General features: G+C 62.1%; 17 protein-coding genes. 5 read left to right on the top strand and 12 right to left on the bottom strand.

The window, feature by feature from the left end:
- Window positions 1-164: 164 nt before the first annotated feature.
- Both OVA24_RS13175 and OVA24_RS13170 read left to right on the top strand, forming a co-directional pair.
- Window positions 165-1,154 (top strand): hypothetical protein, encoded by a 990-nt coding sequence (locus OVA24_RS13175; protein WP_267670304.1) that lies wholly within the window; start codon window positions 165-167, stop codon window positions 1,152-1,154.
- A gap of 35 nt (window positions 1,155-1,189) precedes the next feature.
- A complete protein-coding gene (locus tag OVA24_RS13170) occupies window positions 1,190-2,128 on the top strand; it encodes a 2-dehydropantoate 2-reductase (protein WP_267670302.1) in 939 nt (312 codons plus the stop codon).
- A 73-nt stretch (window positions 2,129-2,201) separates the two neighbouring features.
- Here the strand turns inward: OVA24_RS13170 and OVA24_RS13165 are convergent, their stop codons facing one another.
- The 5 genes from OVA24_RS13165 to OVA24_RS13145 all read right to left on the bottom strand — a co-directional run bounded on the left by OVA24_RS13165 (window position 2,202) and on the right by OVA24_RS13145 (window position 11,538).
- Window positions 2,202-4,130, bottom strand: coding sequence for a fructose-bisphosphatase class III (locus tag OVA24_RS13165; protein WP_267670301.1), 1,929 nt, complete (start codon window positions 4,128-4,130; stop codon window positions 2,202-2,204).
- A gap of 463 nt (window positions 4,131-4,593) precedes the next feature.
- Entirely contained in the window at window positions 4,594-5,598 is a 1,005-nt protein-coding gene (locus OVA24_RS13160) for a multidrug resistance efflux transporter family protein (protein WP_267670299.1), read from the bottom strand.
- A 178-nt stretch (window positions 5,599-5,776) separates the two neighbouring features.
- On the bottom strand, window positions 5,777-9,559 hold the full coding sequence (gene smc, locus OVA24_RS13155) for a chromosome segregation protein SMC (protein WP_267670298.1): 3,783 nt from the start codon (window positions 9,557-9,559) through the stop codon (window positions 5,777-5,779).
- A 249-nt stretch (window positions 9,560-9,808) separates the two neighbouring features.
- Window positions 9,809-10,507, bottom strand: a complete 699-nt coding sequence (locus OVA24_RS13150; protein WP_267670297.1) for a GDSL-type esterase/lipase family protein — start codon at window positions 10,505-10,507, stop codon at window positions 9,809-9,811.
- A gap of 11 nt (window positions 10,508-10,518) precedes the next feature.
- The gene (locus tag OVA24_RS13145) at window positions 10,519-11,538 is read right to left on the bottom strand and encodes an ROK family protein (protein WP_267670295.1); all 1,020 of its coding nucleotides are present in this window, start codon (window positions 11,536-11,538) and stop codon (window positions 10,519-10,521) included.
- Between the two features lie 355 nt (window positions 11,539-11,893).
- Between OVA24_RS13145 and OVA24_RS13140 the strand changes: the two genes are divergently transcribed.
- From OVA24_RS13140 to dinB, 3 genes are read left to right on the top strand one after another with little or no spacing between them, the layout of a single operon-like run.
- Window positions 11,894-12,433, top strand: coding sequence for a peptidoglycan recognition protein family protein (locus tag OVA24_RS13140; protein WP_267670294.1), 540 nt, complete (start codon window positions 11,894-11,896; stop codon window positions 12,431-12,433).
- A 2-nt stretch (window positions 12,434-12,435) separates the two neighbouring features.
- Window positions 12,436-12,822, top strand: a complete 387-nt coding sequence (locus tag OVA24_RS13135; protein ID WP_267670293.1) for a YkgJ family cysteine cluster protein — start codon at window positions 12,436-12,438, stop codon at window positions 12,820-12,822.
- Between the two features lie 16 nt (window positions 12,823-12,838).
- Window positions 12,839-13,885, top strand: coding sequence for a DNA polymerase IV (gene dinB / locus OVA24_RS13130; RefSeq protein ID WP_267670292.1), 1,047 nt, complete (start codon window positions 12,839-12,841; stop codon window positions 13,883-13,885).
- 41 nt (window positions 13,886-13,926) lie between these two features.
- Here dinB and OVA24_RS13125 read toward each other — a convergent pair whose 3' ends face one another.
- From OVA24_RS13125 to OVA24_RS13095, 7 genes are all read right to left on the bottom strand, one after another.
- Window positions 13,927-16,383 (bottom strand): tetratricopeptide repeat protein, encoded by a 2,457-nt coding sequence (locus OVA24_RS13125; protein WP_267670291.1) that lies wholly within the window; start codon window positions 16,381-16,383, stop codon window positions 13,927-13,929.
- A 1-nt stretch (window position 16,384) separates the two neighbouring features.
- Window positions 16,385-18,316, bottom strand: a complete 1,932-nt coding sequence (locus tag OVA24_RS13120; RefSeq protein WP_267670289.1) for a vWA domain-containing protein — start codon at window positions 18,314-18,316, stop codon at window positions 16,385-16,387.
- Window position 18,317: 1 nt separating this feature from the next.
- The gene (locus OVA24_RS13115) at window positions 18,318-19,334 is read right to left on the bottom strand and encodes a VWA domain-containing protein (RefSeq protein WP_267670288.1); all 1,017 of its coding nucleotides are present in this window, start codon (window positions 19,332-19,334) and stop codon (window positions 18,318-18,320) included.
- Window positions 19,331-19,840, bottom strand: a complete 510-nt coding sequence (locus tag OVA24_RS13110) for a hypothetical protein (protein WP_267670287.1) — start codon at window positions 19,838-19,840, stop codon at window positions 19,331-19,333. The genes OVA24_RS13115 and OVA24_RS13110 overlap by 4 nt, the downstream gene beginning before the upstream one ends.
- Window positions 19,841-19,846: 6 nt before the next feature.
- A complete protein-coding gene (locus tag OVA24_RS13105; protein WP_267670286.1) occupies window positions 19,847-20,740 on the bottom strand; it encodes a DUF58 domain-containing protein in 894 nt (297 codons plus the stop codon).
- A gap of 100 nt (window positions 20,741-20,840) precedes the next feature.
- Window positions 20,841-21,824 carry an AAA family ATPase gene (locus OVA24_RS13100; protein WP_267670285.1) on the bottom strand — a complete coding sequence of 328 codons (984 nt, stop codon included), beginning with the start codon at window positions 21,822-21,824 and terminating at the stop codon, window positions 20,841-20,843.
- A gap of 137 nt (window positions 21,825-21,961) precedes the next feature.
- Window positions 21,962-22,336 (bottom strand): hypothetical protein, encoded by a 375-nt coding sequence (locus tag OVA24_RS13095; protein ID WP_267670284.1) that lies wholly within the window; start codon window positions 22,334-22,336, stop codon window positions 21,962-21,964.
- Between the last annotated feature and the right edge of the window lie 275 nt (window positions 22,337-22,611).

Here is a 22,611-nt window from a genome sequence, read left to right as displayed (position 1 = left end):
TTAAAGATGGCTCAATCATCTGATAGGACAAGTGCCGGGGTGATTTCCTTCAAAAAACCGTTACCGGCAGTGCGGAATTCTAAAATCCTCCTTTTTGAAGCTTGATGATCGGACCCACTCCGAATTGGATTCTCGGCGAACGCGCCGCACGTTCCCCATCACCCATGAGTCTCCGCAAACAGCTATCGGACATCCTGCCCGCTCTCCTCCCCGGCAATCCTTCCGATGCGATCAAAGGCACCGAGCTGATCCGCCTGACCCGCCTGCAACTCACCGGTAATTATTCGGATGCGTCGTTGCGCTACCACTTTTCCATCATGTCCTGCGACCCGGCCTCGCCGATCGCGAAGGTGGAGAAAGGCCAGGGTTACTACCGCCGCAGTGCGCCGCTGCCGGAACTGTCCGGCGCCCAGGAACTGCTTTCGATGACCCAGGGACGGCTGGAGGATCTCACCGCGGACCATGGCGGCATGGATGATGCGATGCTCCGCATCCGCAAGTTCCGCGCCGTGGTTACCCGTTACTACGAGGTGAACGGACGCTTCCCGTTCGCTTTCCGCAGGGCCTTCGGAAAAGACGCGCCGATCAGCAACCTCTGGAAATATCCGGAACTGGTGCTCGTCGATTGGGAAACCGGCGGCTCCCCGGATGAGGAAATGTCGCTGGATGAAACGATGCTTGCTTTCAAACAACGCCTCGGCATCCCTCCGTTCCGCCTGCATGCAGCCCGTCTGAGGCTGCAGCCATCACTTTCCACCTACCGTGAGGACTTTTTCCAGACCCTGGCCGTCTCAATGTGGGCGCAGGGAGGGGAATTGATCTACGCCGGTCCGGTGGAGGACGAGGCTCTGGCGGACAGCCTGCGGAAGCTCAGTGCCGCATTCGGCGTTGGTGTCACCTCGTTCGGTCTGACGACTGAGGCCCTGGAGGACCTCCCGCGACCCGCGAACATCCTCAACGCGCATCCACGGGAGACGGAGGCCATCATGGCCCGGCTGGAGATCAACCGCATCGCCGCGCCGCGTTCCCGGCCCCATCTGGACTGGAACGCCCTCAGCTCGATGCGCCATGAATCCGAGGAAGCGGAGAAGCTCGTGGAATGGTTGACCCGCTGCATCGACGAACGCCGCGCGGAGAGTTACAAGGAAGACTGATTTGACGCCCTCCATGGGATGTCCGACGCTTGGGCATGGCATGGAATTTCAAAAGCGTGGCGATCATCGGCTCAGGCGCCATCGGCTTGTATTACGGCGGACGGTTGGCGCAAGCGGGGGAGAATGTGAAGTTCCTCCTCCGCTCGGACTACGATGAAATTTCAGCGAACGGTCTGAAGGTCGAAAGTTGCGACGGAGACTTTGATCTCCCCAAGGTGCAGGCCTTCCACACACCAGAAGAGATCGGGCCGGTGGACCTCGTCATTGTCTGTTGGAAGGCGACGGCGAATGCCAGCCTGCCGGACGTGCTGCCGCCGCTCCTGCATTGCGCCACCGAAGTCCTGACGCTCCAGAACGGCTTGGGGAACTGCGAGTCCATCGCGGGAATCGTCGGCCCGGAGCGGGTGCTCGGCGGACTTTGCTTCGTCTGCATCAACCGGCTTTCACCTGGATTGGTGAGCCACACCGCGGGCGGCAAGATCGTGGTGGGGGAATATGCGGAGGGGGCTGAGGGGAGGGCTGCGGAAATCGCCCATCGCTTCAAGGCAGCGGGCATTCCCTGCTCCGCGGCGGACAACCTCCAGCGCGCGCAGTGGGAGAAGCTCATCTGGAATGTGCCGTTCAACGGCCTCTCCGTCGCGGAAGGTGGCGTCACCACCGATATTCTGTTGGCGGACCCGGCCATCGAGGACCGCATCCGTGCGATCATGCACGAAGTCGTGGCCGCCGCGAACGCACAGGGCCTGGGCGTGGAGGAATCCTGGATCGAGTGGAACATCGAACGCACCCGGCCGATGGGGCCCTACAGACCATCGACCATGATCGACTTCGTCGAAGGTCGTGAACTGGAGCTGGGCCCCATATGGGAGGAGCCTATCCGCCGTGCTGAGGAGGCAGGTGTTGCGGTTCCGGAAATGAGGCGACTGCTGTCCGACATGAGACATCGTGTGGCTGAAAGGGACGCGCGGCAGTGACCTTCGTGGGACGTTCGGCAGCCGCCTCCGGTTCCCAACGGACTCCTTCGTGTCGAAGATCCCGCAGCTTCTGTCACTTCTTCTCGTGCAGCTCGCCGTTCCGGTAGGCGTCGATGAGCTGGAGCAGCAGGTTGATGGAAATGTCGATCTCCGCACCGCGTTCCGTGTCACGGACTTTCCGGGGAGTGCCGAAGGTCCGCAGCACCGTCATCTTTGGAATGATGTCCAGACCCTCCAGGACGGCGGTCTTCGGATCAGGGAATGCATGGTGCTCCGCAAGGGTGTCTCCTTCCGGACCGAGGATGAGGGTATAGCCCCGGTCGCCATAGGCTTCCGAAAAGGCGCCGTCGATGGTGATGGCGTTGCCGCCACGCTTCACGGGGTTTTCACCCTTGTCGATCTTCACCGGCACGTGTCCGTTCACCAGCAGTCCGCCGCCTTCCACTCCCATGTCCCGGGCGATCTGGTCGCAGAAGTCGAAGTCGTGGATCCACCGGAACCATGGATTGCTGTGTTCCTTGTGGGTGGCCTTGTCGGCGATGAGGTAGGTTTCCAGCGTGGCCATCCGGTCTTTCCCGAAAAGAGGGGAGAGCGGACCTGCCCATAGATAGTAGAACCAATCCTTGTCCGCTTCCGTGGCATCGGCGGCACCGGCGCGGAAGGCCCGTTTGATGACCTTGGTGAAGGCGTCGAAAAGTTCCGGCCCACGGTGTTCACGGCCGTCCACCACCAGCGGCAGGTATCTCCCGCACTCCTCGACCGGCAGGCAGGCATGGAAAATGACCGCCTGATCACGCACCAGAGCCATCCGGCCGTACTCCGCCATCCAGTTCATGTGCTGCCACAGACGCGGTGAACTGACGAAGCTCTGCTCGATCTGCTGCATGCAGTCCTCCTCCTCCGGAGAAAGGCGGTTCGGATCCGCTGGATCGATGGTTGGGAAGAACGTATCACGCAGGGGGTGGCTGACTCCATCGATGGTGATGGTCCCGTTGGCGTGGTCCAGATGCTTCAGGAGATCCCGTTTCTCCATCTCCCACTCCGGATGGCGGGCGATGAGCTGGCCTTCGAGCTTGAACTGGATGACGGCGATGGCTTTCTGCATCCGGGCGACAAGCAGGGGATCCCGTTTGCCACTCCGCTTCGCCTGGAAACGCTCGGCGGGGTCATCGCCATAGACCTTGTGGGCCAACATCTCCAGAGGCTTGGTCAGCAGGCCATAACCTTCCTCGATCTGGTACATCCGCAGGTAGCGGAGGGAAATCCTCAGCACGGTGGCGATCGATGCCCGCTGGCCCAGGCATGCACCCATCCAGATGACGTCATGGTTACCCCATACCAATGAGACATTCGGCTGCCGCATCAGGTAGTCCACCACCTTGTCCAGACGCGGCCCCCGGTCGCCCAGGTCACCCGCAACGATCAACTCCTCGACGGTCAGGTTCCGGATGAAATGGGAGGCGGTCCGTATCAGCTCGAAATCCAGATCCAGCGCCATGATTTCCCGCAACTGCACGTCGATCATGGCCGGGTCATGCCCCCCGGCGGGGTAGTTGAGCATCGCCTCGAAGAACTCCCGGTGCTCTTTCGGAGCCAGCACCTTCACATCCTTCCGCCTGCGGGTGCGGATCAGCGCGCGGATCAGGGTGAACTGCCGTTCGAGCGTGGTCTTCACCCAGGCGTGGCGGCGGCTGGAATCCGCCAGCAGTGACGGCTTTTTCAGGACAATGACCTCCGTCGGGTAGTAGAGGACATTCATCAGATCCTGCAGCTCGGCGGCATCCAGATGGTCGCCGAATGAAGTTTCCACCAAGGGACGGAGCCGTCCGCTGGCATTGTTGATGACGTGCCGGAGCTTCTGGTTCTCTCCGTGGATGTCTGAAATGACGTGGATCACTCCTTTCGGCAACTCCTTGGTCGCTCTCAATGCGGCCACTTCCGCCGCAGCGGATGAGGTGGTGGGGTAGTGGTGGGAAAGGATTCGGAGAGCGGGATTCGGCATACCGGGAAAGCGTCCCGCCCAGTTTGGGAACCCGTCTCTCCCAAAGCAAGGATACCCGCCAAAAATGATTGTGAATAACTTGTGAGAAGTGGCACTACACGGCGAAATGCAGTGAATTCAAGACTTCCCGGGGATGAAATAATCGCTTGGAACGGGTGTATCACTTCTATTGCGGGTCCGTGTCTTACATTGTAGTTTATTCACCGGTGATTTCTCCCTTGAACTCCTCTTGTGGTTCGTAACTAACCTATGGGGAATGAGATATGATGATGTGGCGGGAGATTGGCCGGATTCTCCACAAGTTATTCACATCTGGTTCAAAAGCCCGGAATGCCCTAGAATGCTACGATTTCGTTTCCGTTGGCGTGATTGGCAGGGTGCAAAATGCTACGTTGTCGCGATTGTGAATAACTTGTTAAAATGGCCGATTTTGATCCGATGAAAGGAGACTCCGCTTCGGAGCTTAACCGCCCTTGTCGCTCCGCATCGCCTTGATTTCCTGACTGCTGGCCGAGGATGACCAGGAGACGATCATGGCAAAGCAAATGATCCCGAGGATGACCAGGATCGCCCCGATCATTGCGACCCCGCGGGGCCAGGACTCGTTCAGAAATGCAACACCCAGCAGCATGGCGAAAATCAGCTCCGAAGCCTGCATGGATTCCGCTGCTCCCAGCGCGACCGGTTGATCCCTGACCATCCCCGTGGCTTCAAAGAACAGGATCGTAGCGATCACACCGGCACTTAAGGCTACTCCAGCCGCCAATCCGACCTGGCCCGGCGATGGCAGACCGGCCTGGGTGAAACCGAAGGCGGCCACCAGGATCCAGAGTGGCTGGCTGACCAAGGTCATTCCAAACACCCGCTGTGCGGCGGTCAGATCCTCATTGGTGCGCTCGAGGTGGAGGAGGAGCAGGCGGTTGCCCAATGGATAGGCCACGGCTCCGACGATCACACAACCTGCCGCGATCCATCCGTGGGTATCGAGAGATTCTCCGCTTTGCCCGGCCTGCATCATGAAGACACCGGAAAGGATGAGGAGGGAAATGGCGATGCCGGAGGAGGGGATCCTCCTCCGTTCATCCTGGTAGATGAACGGTGAGCAGAGCATCCCGGCGATGACCGTGAACTGGAAGGTGCCTGCGACCAGCCACGAGGGGCCACTGGAGGCCGCGTAGGAGAGCGTGGCGTAAAACAGGAGGAAACCGATGGCACCACATTTCAGCCACACCCAGGGATGGGCGGTGATGGAGGTGAGGATCGGCCGGATGCCGCCCTGCCAGGGCATGAGAGGAAGCAGCAGCGGAAGGGTGATGAAATAGCGCAGGCTGGCGGTCCACGCCCAGTGTCCTCCATCGGAGGCGCTCGCGCGGTTCAGGACGTAAGTAAGCGTGAAGAACAACGCGGAGCAGAATGCGACGAACACCGCGAGTACGGGACGACGCCGGACTTTGCCGGTTGGGGTCATGATGGATCGGGTGACAGGTGGCGCACGGTGGGTCCCGAAGATAGTGGCGGACGTGATTTTGCCAACGGGAATGGAATCCCTCCGGGACGGAAATAATTGGGGGTGGAGCGGTGGCCACCCGGCCATGCGCTCCACCCCCGTTTTCCCTCTCCTGTCTGGAGATCTTTTTGTCGCGCCGTCAGGCATCCAGCCGCAGGGCGGCTTTCTGGGCGGCGGTCTTCGCCTCGCCCTTGTGGGCGTCGGACGCGGCGTCCGAGTGCGTGAGGCGCATGCCGACCGGCTTGGAAACCCCGAACTCCTCCATGGTCACACCATACATCACGTCGGCGCGGGCCATGGTCCGCTTCGAGTGGGTGACGATGATGAACTGGCTGCGGTCGATGAAGCGGTCCAGCACCTTGACGAAGCGGTTGATGTTCGACTCGTCCAGCGGTGCGTCCAGCTCGTCCAGCACGCAGAACGGGCTGGGCTTGATCATGTAGATCGAGAACAGCAGGGCGACGGCGGTCATGGAGCGCTCACCACCGGAAAGCAGGGTGATGGACTGGAGCTTCTTGCCCGGTGGCTTGGCGATGACTTCGATGCCGGATTCCAGCGGGTCGGACTCATCGAGCAGCATGAGGTCCGCCTCGCCTTTCTCGCCGAAGAGTTCCTTGAACATGCCGCGGAAGTTCACCTTCACCTGGGCGAAGGTTTCCGCGAACAGGCGCTGGGTTTCCGTGTTGATCCGCTCGATCACCTCCAGCAGCTCGGCCTTCGAACTGACGAGGTCCTCGTGCTGGTTGCGCAGGAAGTTGTAGCGTTCCTCCAGTTCCTCGAACTCCTCGATGGCGTCGAGGTTCACCGGGCCCATGGCGTCGAGACGCCGCTTGATGTCGGTGACGATGCTTTCGACGAAGGACCAGTCCGGTTCACCGGTCATCTCGCCCGGGATCTCGTCGTCATCGCTCTTGGTCGCATCGACCACCATGACGGGCATTTCCTCTTCCTCCGACTCATCGCCTGAGACGATGGTCTGGCGTCCGCCGCGGGCCTGCATCGCCTTTTGGGAAGCGATGCTGGCGAGAAGCGCGTGGGCGTCCGGCTCGAAGTTGGAAAGTTCGATCTGGTAGCGTTCCTGGATGGCGTTGACGAGGCTCTCGATGCGGAGATCCAGCTTGGTGGCGGCGACTTCCTCACGGCCTTTCTGCTCGTTCACCTGCGCATGGTCCCGGCGGACGGCGGCGAGGGAGATTTCGGCGGTTTCGATGGCCTCCAGAAGCACGGCGCGGCCGGAGGCACGGGACTCGATCTCGACTTCCAGATCCTCCACCTCGCAGCGGTGGGTTTCGCATTCCTCGGCAAGGCGGGAGTTCTCCGCGATGGCGGCCTCGATCCGTTGGTCGAAGGAGGAAATCTCCGTCTCGCGGCGGATGGCGATCTCACGCAGCTCGGAAAGGCGCGCCTCCATCGGCTTCTGCTGTTCCTCGGCGGATTGCTTCGCGCGGCGTTCCACGGCCAGTTCGGTGCGGAGCTGGTTGAGTTCCTCTGTGATCTCCTGCTCGCGGCGGGTGACGGAATCCGATTCCGACTGGAGGCGGCGGCTCTCCGTTTCCAGCCCCTCCAGACGCTCGCGGGCGGAGGCCAGTTCGGACTCCAGGTGCTCGCGTCCTTCGGCGGCGGCGCGCTCGCGGTTTTCCAGTTCACCACGTTCCCAGCGGATGTTCTCCAGCTTGGTTTCGAGGTTCTCGACCTCGCGGCTGGCGAGGCTGAGCTGCCCCTGGAGGGTGGAGAGATCCACCTTCTGCCGTTGCAGGCGTTCGCGGGAAACTTCGACTTCCTCCCGCAGTTGCTCCAAGCGGGCTTCCAGTTCGGCCACCCGGTTGCGGGCGGCCTCGTCGGCGGCGGTCAGTGCGGCCACTTCCGCTTCCAGCGTGCGGACCTCGTTCTGGCGTTCCAGGAAGGAGGCATTTCCTTCAGGAGTTGCACCGCCGCGCAGCGTGCCCTCGCCACCCAGGATCACCCCGGCGAGGGTGATGATGGTCACACCCGGATGATTAGGGCGCAGCCGCAGGGCGGTGCTGAGGTTCGGGACGATGAGGGTTTTATCGAGCAGCTTCTCAATGATGGGGGTCACCCGGCGGTCGGACTTAACCCGGTCGAGCGCCCATGCGGTGGCACCTTCCGGCAGGGCCTCCATCTGGGTACCGCTGCTGTGACCGATGAAGCTCTCCGGCAGGATGGCCGCGATGCCGAGGCTCTTTTCCGTGAGGCGCTGGATGATGGCTTCCGCAACGGTCTGGTCCTGCACCAGCACCGTCTGGAGATGGCTGCCGAGGGCGGCCTCGATGGCGCGGGCGCAGGTGTTGTCCGCCTCGATGAAGGAAGCGAGGACACCGTGGATGCCGGGCTTGAATTCGTCTGGTTGGCCGAGTCCCTTCAGTACGTTCTGTGTGCCCTTCTCAAAGCCTTCGCCGCTCTCGACGAGCTGGCGGACGGCCTGGAGGCGGGCGGCACGCTGGGCGAGAACCTTGTTCGATTCGGTCGCCGCGGTGCGGGCTGCGTCGAGATCACCACGGGTGTGCTGGTAGCCGCGCTCGGCGGCCTGGAAGGTTTCCTCCAGTTCCGCGAGCATGGAGCCGGTCTGCTGGACCTCATCCGCGATGCGGGTCTGCTCGCTGCGGGATTCCTCGATCGCGATGTTCTGACGCTGCTCCTCATCCGCGAGCTGGCGGGCTCGTTCCCGCGTCCCTTCGAGCTGGGCGAGCGCGCTCTCGATCTTCGCCTGCATGGAGGCGATGATCGTCTGGGTGCGGTTCGCTTCGCCGCGGGTTTCGCGGAGGGTCGCCTCAATGCGGTTGCGCTCGTCGCGCGTGCCCTGCGTGCGCTGCTCCTGTTCGGAAAGCTGGATCTCCTGCTCCGCGATGCGGCGGCTCAGTTGGTCGAGTGCCTCATTGGCGGCGATGACATCGAACTCCTGCTGAGCGAGCTTTTCGCGGGTGGCGGCGATGTCCTCGTGGTTCTGGCGGATCCGGGATTCAAGCTCGGCTTTCCTTTCTTCGTTGAACGCCATCCGGCCGGAAGCGGACGTCAGCGCGTTGCGGTGCTCGTTGAGGCGTTGGCGGAGTTCCGCAAGTTCGCCCTCGAAGGTGCGGGCCTCGGAGCGGGCTTCGGAAACGGCCTGCTCCTTTGCCGGAAGCTGCATCTGCAGTTCCGTGTCGCGGACCTCCAGTCCGTGGATCGACGTTTCCAGTTCGGCACGCTCCGCGGAAAGTTCCACGAACTTCCGGTGACCCAGATGGGTGTCCAGCACGCGGGTGTCCGCGGCGAGCGCCTGGTAGCGGCGGGCCTTCGCCACCTGGCGGCGGAGGGAGTTCATCCGGCGCTCCTGCTCCGCCAGCACGTCGGAGACACGCAGCAGGTTGGCTTCGGTGTATTCCAGCTTCCGCAGCGCTTCCTTTTTCTCGCGCTTGAACTTGGTGATGCCGGCGGCTTCCTCGAAGACCGCGCGGCGTTCCTCCGGCTTGGAGGAAAGGATCTGGTCGATCTGGCCCTGAGCCATGATCGAGTAGGCGGTGCGGCCGATGCCGGTGTCCATGAGCATGTCATGGATGTCCTTCAGGCGGCAGAGCGTGTTGTTGATCCGGTATTCGGAGCGGCCATCCCGGAACACCCGGCGGGTGATGGACACCTCGTTGAAGTCCACCTTCAGCGATTCCTCGCAATCCGCCATGGTGAGGGTGACTTCCGCCATACCCAACGGCTTCCGCTTTTCGGTGCCGTTGAAGATGACGTCGGCCATCTCACCGCCGCGCAGGGCTTTGGCGGACGTTTCGCCGAGCACCCAGCGGATGGCATCGACGACGTTGGATTTACCGCATCCGTTCGGACCGACAATGCCGGTCACGCCTTGGGCGAATTCGAACACGGTCTTGTCCGCGAACGACTTGAAGCCGTGGATCTCCAGTGTTTTTAAATACATTCCGACAGGAAAGGTTAGAGGTTGCGCCCGAGAGGGAAGTGGGCAACGGGGAGCTTACCTGCGGATCCGATGACGGCAATCAGGGAGGAGGATTTGCGCTATATGTGGTGTCTATTTCTGGATTAGAATACTACATATTGTGCTTTGCGATATTTAAGCATAATTTAGTATTCCGCACCCGCACACGGGAAACCACTGGAACAGAGCACGATCAGGCTGTGCGTTTCCGCACCGGGGGCAGCACTGGCGTCACTTCACTCCCGCAGCGGTCATCGCGGAGAACCACTTGGCTGCCATCTTTTCCTGGCCCTGTGGGTTCGGATGCGCCCAGTCAAAAGTATCCGTGCCCGGGAGGGCGGGATTCTCGATCCAACCCTTGAAATGATCGATGGCCACGACCGGGGAATCCGCCGTGGACAGACGCTCCGCCATGCCGGTGAAGAGGGGGCGGAATTTCACTGATGTCCCACCATTGAAAGCGAGCTGGCCGATGAACACCTTCACCTTCGGATTCGCCGCCCGCAGCACCCGTATCAGATCCTCAAGTGGCGCGATGATCTCCGCCGCGGCATCGGTCGTCTTTTGGTCGTTCGTTCCAAGGTGGATCAGCACGACATCCGGTGCGCCGATCTTTGGCAGCACGGCCTTCACCTTCGTCACCACGAAGGCGGTCTTCGCGCCATAGTAGCCCTCATGGTCCGCATCGAATGGACGGCCCGCCGCCGTGTCCGGCCATGTCGATGCTGCATTCAGACCCTTGGTGCGCGATCCGATGAAATCGTAGGAGATGCCCGCTTCGGCCAGCTTCCGCTGCAGAGGCAGCCGGTAGGTGTATTCCTCCGGTTTGTTGCCTCCCTGGGTGATGGAGTCGCCGATGCAGAGCACCTTCAGCGGCTCCGCGGAGAGCATTCCAGTGGCGAGGAAGCCGAGGGCAAATGCCAGTTTCAAGGAAGAGAGGATCACTGGAAGAGTTCGCGGGCGGTGTAGGCCATGCCGATGGCGGCGGCACCATCGCCACCGATGGCCCACTCGAAGCGGGTCGTTTCCTTCTCCGGATCCAGCGGGCTGTGGCAATAGACCGGCCAGGCGCGGTCCTTGAAACCTTCCTTGATCCAGCCCATGTAGTCGTCGCGGAAAGAGGACTCCGCCAGACCACCACCGATCACAACGAGGCCGGGGTCGAAGGTCCGGACCAGATCCGCGATGGCATAGCCGAGGATGAAGCCCTGTTGCTTGAAAATGGAAATGGCGAGTGCGTCTCCCTGGGCGGCGAAGTCACGCAGACGGAACGCTTTCTCCTCGATCGGCGGATTGCCCTCGTTCAGCGGGTGGCCGGCGTTCTCCGGTTTCGCGAGTTCAATGCCGACACGGCGGCGCAGCGCAACGAGCGAGACCCATGCCTCCGCGCAGCCCTTCAGTCCGCAGGAACATTTTGGCAGTTCGCCGTCATCCTCGCGGAAGGGAACGCTGATGTGGCCGACCTCCAGTGCGAGGCCGTTCATCCCTTCGAAACCGCGTCCGCCCGGAAGGACGAAACCACCACCCAAGCCGGTGCCGGGTGCCACCAGCAGCAAACTGCCGAGGTGTTTGTTGCGCAGGGCATATTCGCCCAGCGCGGCGGCGTTGCCGTCGTTGGTCATGAAAACGGGGATACCCGTGCGCTCGGAGAGCTTGCCCCGGATGTCCGTGCCGACCCAGTCCTCACCGAGGTTCGCGCGGCCCCAGATCACGCCGTCGCTGCTCGGGGCGGGGACGTCCAAGCCGATGCCGCGGATCTTGTCGCGGGAGATGCCGGCATTCGCCGCCAGTTCGTCGAGGGCTTTGTCCAGTTGGCCGAAGGTGGATTCGTAGCCTTCTTTCACCAGACTGCGCACCTCCACGTAGGGTCCGACCTGCTCCCCTTGGGAATCGACGATGACGGATTTCACGGTGGTGCCGCCGATATCGAGGCCGACAAAGTGGGAGGTGGGATCGGACATAAAGGATGATGGAAATTAAGCGCTGCCAGCATGTTTCGAACGCCTGTGGGTGTCAAGATCCGGACCGCCGGGAGAATGGTGTGGAGAACGGCCGGAACCCTCACAGGCAGTTAACTTCATCCCTTTTTACATTCCCATTTCCATGATTATGTGATACCTCTTCCGGGTGCGACGGTTGAAATGGTTTCTGCCTTTGGGTGCCCTCTTGTTTTTCTGTTTCCAGTGCCGGCAAATCGGTCCTCCTTCCGGTGGCCGGGACTCATGGAGCAGTCCTCGTCCGGTCTCGACCTCGACATCTTCCTCGGGATCGTCGGCGGCCGTGTCCGGAAACACTTCGATTTTCGGGATGATGCGGATGGCGAATGTCCGCCAGGACATGGTCCGGAAAGGAAGCTATGGCCGCCGCATCACGGTGCCGATGAGCGCCCGCTACATCACCATCCACAGCACCCAGAACTTCACGGCGGACGCGGAACGCCACTCGGTGGCGTTGAAGCGGGGTGCGCTGCGGACGAACCAGCGCCCCGGCTACCTGATCTGGCACTACACCGTGGATGACCGGGTTGCGATCCAGCACATGCCCACCAGCGAGCAGGGCGTCCACGCGGATTTCGCCGGACCGGGGAACAAATACTCCATCGGTATCGAGATGTGCGAACACCGCGGCTGCAGCCGCTCCGCCACCATCGAGCGGACGGCGAAACTCACCGCCGCCTTGATGAAGCAAAAAGGCATTCCCCTGAAAAATGTGGTACCCCACTACCACTGGCCTCGGAAGGGCAAGAACCCGCCGAACAAGAACTGCCCCCACTTCCTCCTGGATAATGGCAGGCCGGGCGCGAAGTGGCGCGCTTTCCTCGGGCGGGTGAACTACTACTACCAGCAGCTCCAGTGAACATGCGCGAATCGTACGGCAGCCCCGGCAACAGGGACGTGGTGCTGGATCCGGATGTCACGTATGTCTGCCAGCGCTGCACCGCGTGCTGCAAGTGGCCGGGGGATGTGAGGCTGGAGGATGACGAGATCGGGCCCATCGCCGTGCATCTGGGGCTTTCTGAGAATGAATTCATCGACCGCTACACCCGGTTGCGGACCAACCGCCAGGGCCTCTCCCTGATTGAAAAGGAGAACCATGAGTGCATCATGCTGGAGGACAACCGTTGCGTGATCCATGAGGTGAAGCCAGAGCAATGCCGGGGGTTCCCGAACAAGTGGAACTTCCCCGGGTGGCAGCAGGTCTGTGAGGCGAAAGCGGTGCCGAGGAAGTTGACCTCGGACGATTGAGCGGCGAAAGACGGGCATGAGCCGCGACCGGAAGATCATCCATATTGACATGGATTGCTTCTATGCCGCCATCGAGGAGCGGGAGAATCCTTCGTTGAAAGGCAAGCCCCTTGCCGTCGGCGGCAGCATCCGCAGGGGAGTTCTCACCACCGCGAACTATGAGGCACGGAAGTATGGCTGCCGCTCCGCGATGCCGGTGTTCAAGGCGCTGGAGCTGTGCCCTCACCTGACGCTGGTGCCCGTCCGGTTCGATTTCTACCGGGCGGAGAGCAGCCGCATCCGCGCGATCTTCGGGAGATTCACCGACGTGATCGAACCGCTGTCCCTGGATGAAGCCTACCTGGATGTATCACATCTGGAGACGAAGGGTGCGGCCATCGCCCGGGAGATCCGTGCCCAGATCCGGGAGGAAAGGGGACTCACCGCCTCCGCTGGCATCGCCCGAAACAAGCTGGTCGCAAAGATCGCGTCGGAATGGAACAAGCCCGATGGCCAGCATGAAGTCACTCCGGAGGAGTTCGACGCGTTCATCGCCGCCCTTCCGGTGGGGAAGCTGTGGGGCGTGGGGAAGAAGATGGCCGGAAAGCTGGCATCGCTGGGTGTGGCAACCTGCGCGGATCTCCAGAAGATCGACAAGATCGAGCTGGCGAAGCGATTCGGAAAATGGGGGCTTGAACTGTGGGATCTGGCCCGTGGGATCGATGACCGTCCGGTGGAGACGGAGCGGATCCGCAAGTCCGTCAGCAGTGAGAACACCTTTTCCGAGAACATCGAGACGCTGCCTGCGCTCATCCCCCATCTCCGTGGATTGGTGGAAGGACTTGCCGAGGAATTGGCGGAAAGGTACCCGGATCGGACGATCCGTTCGTTGGTGGTGAAACTGAAGTTCGCCGATTTCGAGCAAACCACCGCCGAGCGGGCGTGGCACGTGCTGGAGCCTGCCATTTACGAGGAGCTTGCCGCGGAGGCCTGGCGGCGGGGCAACAACCGCCCGGTCAGACTGCTGGGGGCGGGTGTCCGGTTCGAGGATCCGAAGGATCAGGAGCAGATGGAACTGCTTTGACCGTATCCCGTGTCACGGCGAATACACGCCCAGACGTTTCATCACGCGTTGCTGTCGTCGGAACCACCACGGTTGATTTTCGGCACACCCGGAGCCTTATCCGGGATGATCTTCTCGATGGAGGAGACCGGCACCCATCCGCGGGTCTTCGTCGCGAAGGAAACGTAGGCCCATTTTCCTGAGATGCGGATGACCTCGCAGAGCGAGCCTTCCGGTGCATCGATGATCTCCGGTGCGGTGCGTGCGGCATCCGCGTAGAGCACCGCCTTCGGCACGACGAACACGGCCTGGCGCTCCACCGGCGCGAAGATGGAATCATTCGGATAGTAGCGCCAACCCAGCGCGCCAACCGATGCGACGAGCGGACCGATCACCAGGAAAATCGCGGCGGCCACCCGCATCCGGGCATCCGGGCGGGTCGCGGGAAAGACCAGAAAGGAGATGATCGTCAACCAGGCACCACCCCACAGGATGTTCTTCCAGCCGTTGATGGGGAGTTTCGCCAGTGCATACTGGTAGTTCGAGTACTGCACGGAGATGGAGCCATGCTTCCTCTCAATGAAACGGAGGTTCTGGCGGGCCTCCGCATGGGAGGGATCCTTCACAAGCGCACGGCGGTAGTAGAGCGCGGCGTGACCCGGGGAACCCATGCGGTAGCTGGCATTCCCGATGTTGTAGAGGGTGTCCGGGGAAAGCTGCCGGTGGTCCCCGGCACTCTGCCACAGCTTGATGGCGTCCTCATACTTCGATTCTTCGAAGGCCTTGGCCGCATCCGCGGCGATGTCCGCGGCCCGGATCTGGCCGGTGAAGCAGACCGCCATCAGAACGACGGCGAGGGCTGTGGATGCCTTGCGCAGCGTCCGCAGGATTTCATCCCGGCGTCCCTTGCGGGTGACATCACCCGCCGGTTTGTCCGCACGGAAGCAAACACGGTCGCGTTCCGCCAGGATCTCCAGCAGCGCCGGATCCGTGTCCTTGCCGTGCCAATGCTCGATGTAGGCACCGGCAGCCTTCAGCAGCGCGATGTCATCTTTCGCGGGGATCTTCGAGAGGTCCGAAAGTTCCCGGTTCCGGCGCTCCTGGACAGGGTTCTTGTGGAGCTTCGGTGCGATTCTCATCCACGCCGCTTTAAGAATGAGCAGCAGCGCTGCCAGTCCGCCGATGGCATGCGCGGTCCAGGATGGCAGGGCAGGGGTTGCGGGGATGGTGAGCTGTCCGGGTGTCACAAGGGCGAGGATGTCGTTCATCCGCTCGATGGGCATCGCCAACGCGGGAGGCGGACCAGCGGCGGCACCCGGGGCCTTGGTGGATGGCAGCATGATGATGGGGATCGGTTCGGTGGAAGTCGTCTTATAGACGGCATCCTCCGGATCGAAATAGACGAGCTGGAACGGAGGGATCATCGACTTCATCTCCATTGGCAGCAGACCCTGGTGGAAGGTGGCGACACCGGAGATCATGCGGCGTTCATCCCCGCGGGGGATGGAGATCGGTTCATAGATCTTCCACCCGTTGGTGTCCGTCAGCTTCGGTGCCTTGAGCGCGTCGAGGTTCCCCCGTCCGCGGACCTGCAGGTTGATGGCGAGGGATTCCCCTTCGGTCAGTTCGGTCTTCGCTGTGCCGGATTCAATGGTGAACTGGCCGATGGCATTCTCGAATCCCGCCGGGGCGCCGGGAGGCAGGGGAATGGAGTCGAACTCGAGTTTGGGGATCTGGAGGAAAGTCTCCTGCTGGCCCTGCCGGAGAAAGCCTTCGTTGATGATGACCCTGGAGGTAAGGCGCAGCGTGGCGGGCCCGATCCCAACCTTGCCCGATCGGGATGGGGCGAGATTGCTGGGGTAGGCGAGCGCGGCGTAAGGCTGGCCTCCGATGTAAGCCTGCAGGATGTCACGGCGGTCGTTCGGCTCGAAACGCCAGGACGTCACCCCGTCCCGCTCGAACTCCGGTACTCCCCAGTCCAGCACCTCACGTGCGAACATCACCGGAACGTAGATCTTGATTTCCGCCGGCATGGTTTCCCCTTCGTAGGCGGAGGGCTTCGCCGTATGGAAGCCCGCGTAGTAACGGATCATCCGGCCCTCGCCGGCATCCACTTCGGAAAGTTGCAGCTTGTCCGGATCGAACACCCAGAACTCCACCGGTGGGGACTGCACCCGGTTGCCGGCGACGACCAGGGTCACCGGCGGGATCACATGGCGTCCGACGACGTCACTGGATACCACGAACTCGTAGGAAAACTCGAGGTCCTGGTTGTTGGAGGTGCGGCTCACCATGCCCATGCGTCCGCTCTCGACCCTCACGTTCGGGGCGGCGGGAGGGGTGGGGGAAAAGTCGGGCTCACGGCCGACGGAGGTGATCTCCAGCCGGGCATACTCCCCGCGTGCCAGGAAGCGGCTCGAAAGGTTGGCGGACGTCTGCGCGGAGGCCACGGACGCGCAGAGCAGTCCGAACCATGCCAGCATCCGGAGCAGTCCGGAAAATTGTAGTGTCTTTCTCATATCACCAATCCTTCTTCGGCGGACGCTGGTCAACGCGCCCTTGCGACAACGGGCCTTTCTCGAGATCCGAGTTTTCAGAGAGCAGGCGGCGGGCTTTCTCTTCCGCGGACTCGTTCGGATCTCCGGCCCCCTTGCTCTTGGATTCTTCCTTCTCCTTGTCACCACCATCGCCATTGCGGTCCTCCTTTTCATCCCCCTCGCCGCCGGGTTGATCCTGTTCACCCTTTCCGCCCTGGCCTTCCTGGCCCTCGCCGCCTTCCCCTTGGCCGGGCTGCTGCTGCCCCTGGCCCTGTCCTTGCTGGGGCATGGACTGGTCGGCATCCTTCTTCCCTTCATCGAGCAGTTCCTTCAGCTTGCGCAGATAGATCATGGTGGTGTCACGGTTCTGCACCGCACCCTTGTTCGTCGCATCCAGCCTGGAGGCGGAGTCATAGTGCCTCACCGCGTCCGCCCAGTTCATCATCAGGGAATCCATCCGGATGAAATCCTCGGAGCGTCCCGCGCTCTCCTCGTCGGAATCCTTCATCTGCGCCAGACGTTCCTTGACCAGCGTTTCAAAGCGATCGAGATCCGGGACATCCTCCGGTTCCGCCGGGTAGGATTCATCCGCCAGACCTTGCCAGCCGAGCTGGAAAAGCGTGTTGCCCATCCCAAAGTGGGCGCTGGACGCCACCTTGGGATCATCCGTCATCATCGCGCCGCTGAAGGCGCTGCGGGCTTCCCGGTAGTCGCCGTTGCGGTAGGCGGCCACGCCTTCACCGATCCGGTAGCGTGCCTTCGTCTCCTCCAGCTTCGAGTCGTCCGCCAGACGGTGGTAGCCGTCCTTCGCCTTCTGGTATTTCCGGTCCTCAAGCGCCTTCTTCGCTTCCGTCGCATCATTCGCCCTGGCTTCCGGCTGGATGATGAAAAACGCACCCATCAGCAGCAGGGCCATCCGCAGCCCACGCCAGCGTGTGCCGGAGATGATGGAGATCATCAGGAACAGGATGGCGGGCAGGAGCAGCCATTGGAAAAACTCCACCACGATCCTGCGCTCCCGGCCTTTCATCTCAAAGGAGTCCAGATCCCGGGTGGCGGCTTCCACCATGGCGGGGATGTTCGTCCCGCCATTGGCGACCACGAATTTTCCGCCGGTCTCCTCCGCCAGCTTCCTCATCACATCCGGTTGGAGCTTGCTGACCACCGGGCGGCCGTTTTCCTCCACCTGCCCCATCCGCGAATCCGGGTTCGGCACATAGCCGCCCTGCGGCGTTCCCACGCCGATGGTGTGGATATAGACTCCTGAGCTTTCCGCCTCCTGGATCATGGCATTGAGTTGGGCCTCATTCTCATTCTCCTCGCCATCACTCAGAATCACCAGCGCGTTGTTCTTCTGGCCGGTTTTTTTGAGAATCTGGATGGAAAGCTTGAGGGCGGCGGTCAGGTCGGACCCGCCGACGGGCGCCCAAGTTTCGTCGATCTGGCCGACGGTTTCCGCGACCGCCTTGTGATCGACGGTGAGCGGTGCATATTCATGGGCCGTTCCGGCGAATCCGATGAGACCGATCCGGTCGTTCGGCAGCTTCTCCAGCAGCTCGTAGATGACGATCTTCGCCTGTCCCAGCCGGTCCGGGCTCACGTCATCCACCCGCATGCTACGGGAAAGGTCGAGCGCGATGAGGATGTTGCGGCCTTTCGTTTTCTCGACCTTTGTCCCGACATCCCCCTGGGGCCGGGCGAGTGTGGCGATCAAAGCGGCGCAACCCGCCAGCAGGAAGAACAGTGACAGCCAGCGGGGCAGCATGCCACTCCTGCGGATGAGCGCCCCGCGCAGCCTGGGCGCGGCGAACCGATCCCAGCGGCCTCTGCCGCGGAGCGCGATGATCACCGCCACCACCGCCATCAGCGGGAGCAACAGCAGCAGGAAGAACCAACCTGGATGGGCGAGCGTCATGTCAGGATGTCGGTGAGGGGTTCAGCACCGCCACTCCGGCGGCGGCCAGCGCGGCCAGCAGTGATAGGCCGGCGAACCAGGCGAAAAGCTCCTCGTCCTCGATCACAGTGACCGTCTTGGTTTCGGTTTTCTCGAGGCTGTCGATGGTCTGGAAGGTATTGCGGAGGGCGGCGGTGTTTTCAGCCCAGTAGTGCTCGCCACCCGTCAGGTCCGCGATCCTCTTGAGGGTGGGGAGGTCGAACTCCTGGCGCGGGAACCGCTGGATGTTGCCGGAGACCCGGCCTTCCTTCGTGCCGATGGCAACGGTATAAATTTTGATGCCCAGGGTTTTCGAATGCTCCGCCGCCTCGATGGGGGAGATCTTCCCGGAGTTGCTCGCGCCGTCCGTGATGAGGACGATGATCTTGCTCTTGGCTTCCCGGTTGTCCAGACGGGTGGCGGAGGCGGCGAGCGCGGAGCCGATGGCGGTGCCCTGGTCCTTCACCGTCCCGTTGACCCGGTCGGTGTTCAGTTCCAGCCGGTTCAGTCCCTGCCGCAGCCACTGGTGGTCGAGGGTGATGGGACTCACCGAAACCGGCCGTCCGGCGAAGGCGACCAGGCCCACCCGGTCATCCGTCCGGCGGCTGATGAAGTTGTCCACCACCTCTTTCGCCACATCGATCCGCTTCACCCGGCTGCCGCGGTCCACGAAGTCGTCGATGTCCATCGAGAGGGACACGTCGAAGGCGATCATGATGTCGATGCCGCTGGCGGTCCGGTTCTGGTACTCGTTCCGCCAAACCGGGCGGGCCATGGCGAAGATGGCCAGGAAAAGCGACACCAGCGCGAGCGGGAAGCCGACGTTCCATGCCAGGTGGCGGGTCTGCCTTCCCAGGCTGACCAGCACTCCCAGGTTCGGGAAGGTCACCACCGCTTCCGCACCGCGGCCACGACGCAGGATGATGAGCAGCACCGCAGGTATGAGCAGGAGGAGCCATCCCGGCTGGGCGAAACGGAAATGGGTGAGGAATGAACTCATGGCAGGAACCCTCCGTTGAGGGTGTCGAGAAGCAGACGTCCTTCCGCGAGGATCACGGCGGGATCATCGGAAGGAATCTCGGGCGCGTATTTGACCCGCGCAAGTTTGGCGAAGGCACCGGTGGCGGCCTCCCGGGCGGGCGGCGTGAGTTTCTCGAGCGAATCCCGCCGGGTGATGAATTCCTCGTGAGTCTCGAAAAGCGCGGGATCACCGACCGCATCGGACAGGAACCGCCGGAGGATCAGGGAGGACTTCACCGCCGCGTCACGGGCGTCGTCCGCGGTAGTGCTTTCGAACGATTTAACCGCCGTCCGGTAGGCTGCACGGCGCAGGGCGAGGGGATCGATCCGGTTTTTCTTCTTCCGCTTGCCGATGAGGATGATGACCGCTGTCAGCACGACGAAAGCGGCGATGGTGATCCAAACCCAGGTGAGATCCATCGCTGGGACGAGCGACTCGGGCAACACCGGTTCCTGGAGCTGGAGGTTGGGAGCTTTCTCTTCCATCTGGCGTCAGCGGGCGCGCTTGCGGCTCCGGCGTTTGAAAAGTTGGTGGAGGGTCTTCAGGGCATCCTGGTCGGTGCCGAGTTCCGCAGAGTCGATGCCGTGTTTCTTCAACACGGAGGACACCCCCTCATGCTGGCGGAGCATCAGCCTCTCGTAGCTCTTGCGGAGGTTCGGATTGGACGTGTTGACCAGCGTCTCAAAGCCCGTTTCCGGATCCCTCATGATAACCTTGCCCACCTTCGGCAGCTTTGCCTCCAGAGGGTCGGAAAGGCGCAGCGCGATGGCTTCATGCTTGTGGGCCAGCTTGCCCAGCGGCTTGTCGAGCGGGTCCGAGTAGAAGTCGGAGATCATGAACACCACCGAGCGTCGGCGCAGGGTGCGGACGAGGAAGTCACAGGCGGCGGAGATGGACGTTCCCTGCACGGGCGGCTTCATCGTGAGGATCTCCCGGATCATGCGCAGCAGGTGGCGGGAACCCTTGGCCGGCGGGATGAATAGCAGCGGCTCACCGGCGAAGACCAGCAGTCCCACCTTGTCGCCGTTGCCCAACGCGCTGAACCCCAGCACGGCTGCGGCCTCCGCAGCCACCTCGCGCTTGCTCAGGTTCTGGCTGCCGTAGTCAGACGAGCCGGAGACATCCACCGCGATGACCACGGAAAGCTCCCGCTCCTCCCGGAACTTCCGGACGAACGGCTGGTTCATCCGCGCTGTCACGTTCCAGTCGATGAAACGCACCTCATCGCCATGCTGGTATTCCCGGAAATCGTCGAAATCCAGGCCTTGGCCCTTGAAGGAGGACAGATACTCGCCGGAAAACGACTCGCGCACCAGACGCCGGGCCTTCAGCTCCAGCTTGCGCACGCGCGCCATCATTTCCTCGATCTGTTCGTCGGTCAGCATGGGGTGAAAATTCTAAATCCTGAGCACCAAATTCAAAACCAAGATTGGTGTGGTGAAGGTCTGCCGATTCGGATTTCGTGCTTGGGATTTCGTGCTTTCCTCAAGGCACCGCCACCTTCGCCAGCAGGCGGTTGATGATGGTGTCCGTGGTCATTTCCTCGGCCTCCGCCTCATAGGTGAGGAGGATCCGGTGGCGGAGGACGTCCAGTGCCATGTCCTTCACGTCCTGCGGGGTGACGAACGCACGGCCCTGCATGAACGCGCGGGCGCGGGCGGTCAGCGCCAGGTTGATGGTTCCCCGCGGGGAGGCACCGGCGCGGATGAGGTTCTTCAAAGGAGCATCCACCGTGGCCGGGAAGCGGGTCGCGTGGATGATTTCCACGATGTAAGTCTGGACCGCCGGGTCGATGTAGATCTCGTTCACCAGTGCGCGGGAGGCGGCGACCTGCTCCGGGGTGGCGACGGTCTGGGTCTTGTAGGACGGCGCGGAAGTTGCCATCCGGTTGAGGATCGTCAGCTCCTCGTCCTTGGTCGGGTAGCCGACGGTCACCTTCAGCAGGAAACGGTCAAGCTGCGCCTCAGGAAGCTGGTAGGTGCCCTCCTGGTCGATGGGGTTCTGGGTGGCCAGCACCAGGAACGGCTCCGGCAGCAGGTAGGAACGTTCCCCCAGGGTCACCTGCCGCTCCTGCATGGCTTCCAGCAGGGCGGACTGGACCTTCGCCGGGGCGCGGTTGATTTCGTCCGCGAGGATCAGGTTGTTGAAGATCGGCCCCAGCTTCGGCTCGAATTTCGCATCGTGCGGGTGATAGACCATCGTGCCGACAAGGTCGGCGGGAAGGAGGTCGGGGGTGAACTGGAACCGGGCGAAACTGGCGTGGAGCGAGCCGGAAAGCGCCTTCACCGCCAGCGTTTTCGCCAGGCCGGGAACCCCTTCGAGCAGGATGTGGCCGTTGCAGAGCAGGCCGATGAGGAGCCGGTCCACCAGCCGTTCCTGGCCCACCAGGATCTGCGCCATTTCGTTCTTCACGGCCTGGATCCATCCGCTGGATTCCGCGATTTTCTCCTGCAAGAGTTCTGTAGTCATCGATTTACGGTCGTGAGTCTGGCACGCCATTGCTTCAGTGCAACAGACAAAGCGCGAGTCCCTGACATTCGGACAGCGATGCCCAACGGGCATTTTGTGGAGGAAATTTCAGCCATCCGCGATGTCCCGGACCGGTCTCAGAAGTGCATCACGTGCGAGATCCCCCGGGAGTAGCCGATCAGCGGGTTCGTGTGGCGGGGGATGTCGTTGAAAACGAGGAAAACCACCAGTTTTCCGCCCATGGCCAGCGTCCCCATCTCCACCCGGCTGTCGGTCAGCTCCGCGCACAGAACCCCGAACCGCTCATAGATCTCCCCGAGATCCGACGGATCGACACCGAGAACGTCACCGTCCTGGGACACCCCTAACAGAACCAACCCGCCATTCGGCCAACGCATCCGGGAAAACATCTTCGCCACCTTGAAGGCCGTGGGGACGGCTTCCTGGAAAATCACCGCTTCCCGGTAGGCCTTGATCAGGGCGGAAAGCGTCGAGCTGTCGGAGAGCGTCATGGGAAAGGGGGTAACTTCCAGATTGTCAGATCTCTGTCGGTTTGGCGATATCGATCTTTCCGGGGGCGGGGACGAACGAAGCTTCTGAGCCAAGGCGGATTGCCCTCGATGTATCTTGGCTCACCAGTCATCCGGGCTTGCGGCCGGTCGTGTCGGGCGGTCCTCCTTGTGGGATACCCTGGTGAGCAGAAACGCTGCGGCAAAAAGTACGCCACAAACGAGCGCCATGGGCCAAAAATCTCCGGCAAAGCGTCGTAGTGCTTCCAATCCATGGC

It is taken from the genome of Luteolibacter sp. SL250, from assembly GCF_026625605.1.
Lineage (GTDB): Bacteria > Verrucomicrobiota > Verrucomicrobiia > Verrucomicrobiales > Akkermansiaceae > Luteolibacter.
Note: the sequence above shows the minus strand (reverse complement) of the source record. Positions and strands in the feature narration are given on the sequence as shown.

Bases quoted from the DNA above. Each gene is read 5' to 3' on its own strand.
- OVA24_RS13140 (WP_267670294.1), top strand. From the start codon at position 11,894: ATGGCGAATGTCCGCCAGGACATGGTCCGGAAAGGAAGCTATGGCCGC.
- OVA24_RS13125 (WP_267670291.1), bottom strand. From the start codon at position 16,383: ATGAGAAAGACACTACAATTTTCCGGACTGCTCCGGATGCTGGCATGG.
- OVA24_RS13120 (WP_267670289.1), bottom strand. From the start codon at position 18,316: ATGACGCTCGCCCATCCAGGTTGGTTCTTCCTGCTGCTGTTGCTCCCG.
- OVA24_RS13110 (WP_267670287.1), bottom strand. From the start codon at position 19,840: ATGGAAGAGAAAGCTCCCAACCTCCAGCTCCAGGAACCGGTGTTGCCC.
- OVA24_RS13115 (WP_267670288.1), bottom strand. From the start codon at position 19,334: ATGAGTTCATTCCTCACCCATTTCCGTTTCGCCCAGCCGGGATGGCTC.
- smc (WP_267670298.1), bottom strand. From the start codon at position 9,559: ATGTATTTAAAAACACTGGAGATCCACGGCTTCAAGTCGTTCGCGGAC.
- OVA24_RS13135 (WP_267670293.1), top strand. From the start codon at position 12,436: ATGCGCGAATCGTACGGCAGCCCCGGCAACAGGGACGTGGTGCTGGAT.
- OVA24_RS13160 (WP_267670299.1), bottom strand. From the start codon at position 5,598: ATGACCCCAACCGGCAAAGTCCGGCGTCGTCCCGTACTCGCGGTGTTC.
- dinB (WP_267670292.1), top strand. From the start codon at position 12,839: ATGAGCCGCGACCGGAAGATCATCCATATTGACATGGATTGCTTCTAT.
- OVA24_RS13095 (WP_267670284.1), bottom strand. From the start codon at position 22,336: ATGACGCTCTCCGACAGCTCGACGCTTTCCGCCCTGATCAAGGCCTAC.
- OVA24_RS13175 (WP_267670304.1), top strand. From the start codon at position 165: ATGAGTCTCCGCAAACAGCTATCGGACATCCTGCCCGCTCTCCTCCCC.
- OVA24_RS13170 (WP_267670302.1), top strand. From the start codon at position 1,190: ATGGCATGGAATTTCAAAAGCGTGGCGATCATCGGCTCAGGCGCCATC.
- OVA24_RS13100 (WP_267670285.1), bottom strand. From the start codon at position 21,824: ATGACTACAGAACTCTTGCAGGAGAAAATCGCGGAATCCAGCGGATGG.
- OVA24_RS13105 (WP_267670286.1), bottom strand. From the start codon at position 20,740: ATGCTGACCGACGAACAGATCGAGGAAATGATGGCGCGCGTGCGCAAG.
- OVA24_RS13145 (WP_267670295.1), bottom strand. From the start codon at position 11,538: ATGTCCGATCCCACCTCCCACTTTGTCGGCCTCGATATCGGCGGCACC.
- OVA24_RS13165 (WP_267670301.1), bottom strand. From the start codon at position 4,130: ATGCCGAATCCCGCTCTCCGAATCCTTTCCCACCACTACCCCACCACC.